Raw genomic sequence first — 4,157 nt, 5'->3', positions numbered from 1 at the left:
CGGGTGTCATGACCGACGCGATCGCGTTCCACCCGGGATGGCACGAGGTCCTGGGCACCGCGGTCGAGGGTGCGGTGGCCGGAGGGGCCTGGGCCGACGACCGCGCCGGCGCCCACGTCTCGCGCGCCGCGAAGTTCATCGCCATCGCGCAGGCGGAGGCGGGCGTGACCTGCCCGATCGCGATGACGCACTCCTCGGTGCCCGCCCTTCGCCTGAACCCCGAGATCGCCGAGCGCTGGGAGGGCCTCGTCACGAGTCGCGTCTACGACACGCGTGACCTGCACTCCAGCGAGAAGCGCGGGGCGCTCGTCGGCATGGCGCTCACCGAGCGAGCGGGCGGCAGCGACGTCCGCCGCTCGACCACGGTCGCGACGCCGGACGGCGACGGCGACTGGCTGGTCAACGGGGAGAAGTGGTTCGTCTCCGCGGTGCAGTCCGACGCGCTGTTCGTCCTGGCCCAGACGAAGTCCGGGCTGAGCTGCCTCCTGGTGCCGTGCCGCAACGAGGACGGCACGCGCAACGGGATGCGCGTGGACCGGCTGAAGGACAAGCTCGGCAACCGGTCCAACCCGACGGCCGAGGTCGTGTTCACCGACGCGCGGGCGCAGCTCGTCGGCGAGGAGGGCCGCGGGGTGCGGGCGATCATGGCGATGATCGCGGGGACCCGGCTGGACTGCGTCCTGGGCTCCACCGCCGTCATGCGCCTGGGCACGAGCGAGGCGATCCACTGGGCACGGCACCGTCTGGCCTTTGGACGCCGCCTGATCGACCAGCCCGCGATGACCGCCGTGCTCGCCGATCTCGCGCTCGAGAGCGAGGCTGCCACGTGGGGCGCACTGCGGCTCGCTCAGGCCGTCGAGGCGCAGGCGGCCGGTGACCAGCACGCGGCGGCGTTCCGGCGGCTCGCGCTGCCCGCCCTGAAGTACTGGGTCTGCAAGCGGGCACCGATGCACCTCGGCGAGTCGCTCGAGTGCCTGGGCGGGTACGGGTACATCGAGGAGTCCCGCCTGCCGCGCGCCTACCGCGAAGCCCCTCTGATGAGCGTGTGGGAGGGCTCCGGCAACGTGCAGGCGCTCGACGTGCTGCGGGCGCTGCAGACCGATCCGGGGTGCGCGGAGGCGGTACTCGACGAGCTCGACGCCGCAGCGGGCGCCAACCACCGGCTCGACGCCACGACGGCGGCGCTGCGCGACGATCTCGCGGGCGGCGCGAGCGGCATCGGCGAGGCCCGGGCCCGCGATGTCACCGGACGGATCGCCCGCGCCATCCAGGCCGCGCAGCTCGTGCGGTACGCGCCGCCCGAGGTCGCCGACGCGTTCTGCTCGACGCGACTCAACGACTCCGTCGGCGGAGCCTTCGGCGTGCTGCCGTCCGGCCTCGACGTCGAGGCCATCGTCACGCGGGCCGCACCGACGGAGGTGGTCATGTGAGCCGCACCATCAAGGCGGTCGCCATCCAGCCCTCGCTCCGGATCGGCGAGGTCGACTGGAACCTGCGCCGCTGTGCGGACCTCGTCACGCAGGCCGCTCGCGAGCACTCGCCCGACGTGATCATGCTGCCCGAGGCCTGCACCTCGCCGAACGCCCACGGCCCGCTCATGCTCGACGTCGCGCGTCCGGTCGACGGCGAGCCCCTGCAGGTCCTTCGGGGCCTGGCCCGCGAGCACGGCTGCCAGGTCGGCGCGGGCTTCATCGCGATCCGGGGCAACGAGACCCGCGGGACCTACGCGCTGTGCGAGCCCGACGGCGCCGTGCACCTCCACGACAAGGACCTCCCGTCGTTCTGGGAGAACAGTTACTACCGGCCCGGCAAGGACGCCGGGATCGCCGAGACGGCGCTCGGGCCGTTCGGGCTCGCGAACGGGTGGGAGTGGGGCCGTACCCAGACGTGCACCCGGCTGCTCGGGCGCGTCAAGCTCATCGGCGGCGGGATGCACTTCCCGTCCTACCCGGACTGGGCGCTGACGCGGAAGTGGTTCATCGAGCGTGACCAGGAGCTGTTCACGCAGTACGGGCGGGAGCTCCCCGGGCGTGTCGCCCGGTTCCTCGGGGTGCCCGCGATCCATCCGTCGCACGTCGGCGAGTTCGAGATGGACACGCCGATGGTGCCCGGGCTCAAGTGGCGCTCGCACACGATCGGACAGACGCAGATCACCGATGCCGACGGCCTGCGGCTCGCCTACCTCGGCTACGAGGACGGTGAGGGGTACGTCGCCGCGGAGGTCGAGCTCGAGGACGCTCCGGTGCCCCGCGACCCCCTGCCCCAGACGTTCTGGAACAGCGAGTTCCCGATCAGCGCCCACGTGGTGTGGCTGGCGGGCAACGCGCACGGCCGGACCGCCTACCGGCTGAAGTCGCTGCTGGGCCGCCATCGCTGGCAACCGAGCCCCGACCTGCCCGATCACGTTCCCGCGGGCGTGCTCCCCGACCCGGCGCCGCCGGCGACGGGCGCGGGCGCGGGCGTCGCGTAGGCCCCGACGCCACTCACTCGGCGGGCAGCGCGCCGGCGAGCTCGGACCGCCTGCGGATGCCGAGCTTGCGAAACGTTCGCGACAGGTGGTGCTCCACCGTCTTGGGGCTGAGGAACAGGCCGGCCCCGATCTCGCGGTTCGTCTGGCCCTGGGCCGCGAGCAGCGCGACCTGCAACTCCTGCGGCGTCAGCGGGTCGGACCCCGGCGCGGCGTCCCTCGCCGGGGCCGGACCGCCGGCGGCGCGCAGCTCGGCCCGCGCCCGTTCCGCCCAGGTCAGCGCACCCATGCGCTCGAACGTCGCGAGCGCCGCACGCAGCGGCCGCCTGGCGTCGGCGGGCCGACGCGCGCGGCGCAGCCGCTCCCCGTGCAGCAGGCGCGTGCGCGCCGCCTCGAAGGGACGGTCGTTGGGGCCGTGGTGCTCCAGCGCGGCGGCGAACCACGCGTCGACCGCGTCGTCGGCGGCGAGCAGGCCGCGCAGCCGGGCTGCGCACCCTGCGGCCCAGCTGTGACCGGGCCGCGCGCCCTGGCGTTCGAGCACCTCGGCGCGCTCGCGCGCCCCGGCGCTGTCGCCGGTCCGCCACAGCGCCTCGGCCAGGTTCGCGAGGTAGCGGGCGATCGCGGCCTCGTCGTTGTTGGTGAGGGCCTCGGCCCGCTCGGCGGCGAGCCCGTGGTCGGCGGCCTCCTCGATGCGTCCCCTCCCGAGCTCCAGCAGCGCCAGCGCGGCGTGCCCGTAGAGCGCGGCGGCCGGGGCGCCCATCGCCTCGGCCATACCGACCGCCCGGGTCGCGTGCGACCAGCACGCCTCGTCCTGACCGAGGGTCGCCTCGACCTCGGCGAGGACGCCCAGCGCGACCACGAGGACGGTGTCGAGCGCGCCCTCCTCCCCGAGCGCGACGGCTTCGCTGGCGTCGGCGAGCGCGCGCTGCGTGCGCCCCAGCCGCAGCTGCACCTGCGCGCGCACCGCCAGCGGATAGACGAGCTCGGTCACGAGCCCGGCGTCCCGCAGCGTGCTGATCAGCCGCTCGAGGATCGCCTCCGCCCGGTCGAAGCGCTCGACCCACATCGACGACTGCGCCGCCATCGCCACGATCTCGATCGGTCCCGTCCCGGGCACGAACCGCACGAGGTCTCCCTCCGCCGCGGCGAGGACCGCGTCCCCCTCCTCGCCCTCGCCGAGCGCGATCTGCGCCTCGGCGACGAGGATCCGCGCGAGGCCCGCGACGCCGGGCAGCACGTCGGCCGCCAGCTCCTGGGAGCGGGCGGCCCGCTCGACCAGCCGGTGCAGCCGGCCCGCGGCCATGTCGATCGCCGCCGCCTCGAGCAGGAACATCGCCGCACGCTGGGGCTCGCCGGGGAGGAGGCGCTCCGCCTCGGCCACGAGCCGATCGGCGCCCGGCCCGGGGGATCCGGCCCTGGCCTGCACCCTGGCGAGGGTCGCGCGCAGGTCCGCCGCGAGGAGCGGATCGCGGACGCTCTCCTCGGCCCGAGCGATGAGCTGCCGCCCCCACGGCAGGCGGCCCGCGATGACCGCGGACGCCGCGGCTTCCAGCAGGAGGCGTGCCCGCCGGTCGGGGTCGGTGGTGAGGTCCCCGGCCCGCGCCAGGGCGCAGGCCGCGTCGGCGAACGCCCCGCCGGACCGCGCCGCCTCCCCGGCCGCCGCCAGGGCGGAGGCGACCTCGTCGTCGGT

3 protein-coding genes are annotated in these 4,157 nt (G+C 75.2%); 2 read left to right on the top strand and 1 reads right to left on the bottom strand.

Features of this window, described 5'->3' with window-relative positions; translation table 11 throughout:
• Both ABYE80_RS17760 and ABYE80_RS17755 read left to right on the top strand, forming a co-directional pair.
• Positions 1–1,430, top strand: a 1,430-nt coding sequence (locus ABYE80_RS17760; RefSeq protein ID WP_372791640.1) for an acyl-CoA dehydrogenase family protein, incomplete at its 5' end; no start/stop codon positions are given.
• Positions 1,427–2,470: a carbon-nitrogen hydrolase family protein gene (locus tag ABYE80_RS17755; protein ID WP_372791639.1), complete on the top strand. Its 1,044-nt coding sequence runs from the start codon at positions 1,427–1,429 to the stop codon at positions 2,468–2,470. The genes ABYE80_RS17760 and ABYE80_RS17755, both read left to right, overlap by 4 nt.
• A gap of 13 nt (positions 2,471–2,483) precedes the next feature.
• On the opposite strand, the gene ABYE80_RS17750 is transcribed toward ABYE80_RS17755, so the two are convergent.
• Positions 2,484–4,157, bottom strand: a 1,674-nt coding sequence (locus ABYE80_RS17750) for a LuxR C-terminal-related transcriptional regulator (RefSeq protein ID WP_372791638.1), incomplete at its 5' end; no start/stop codon positions are given.

Origin of the sequence: Paraconexibacter sp., assembly GCF_041602235.1 — a bacterium.
Lineage (GTDB): Bacteria > Actinomycetota > Thermoleophilia > Solirubrobacterales > Solirubrobacteraceae > Paraconexibacter.
Note: the sequence above shows the minus strand (reverse complement) of the source record. Positions and strands in the feature narration are given on the sequence as shown.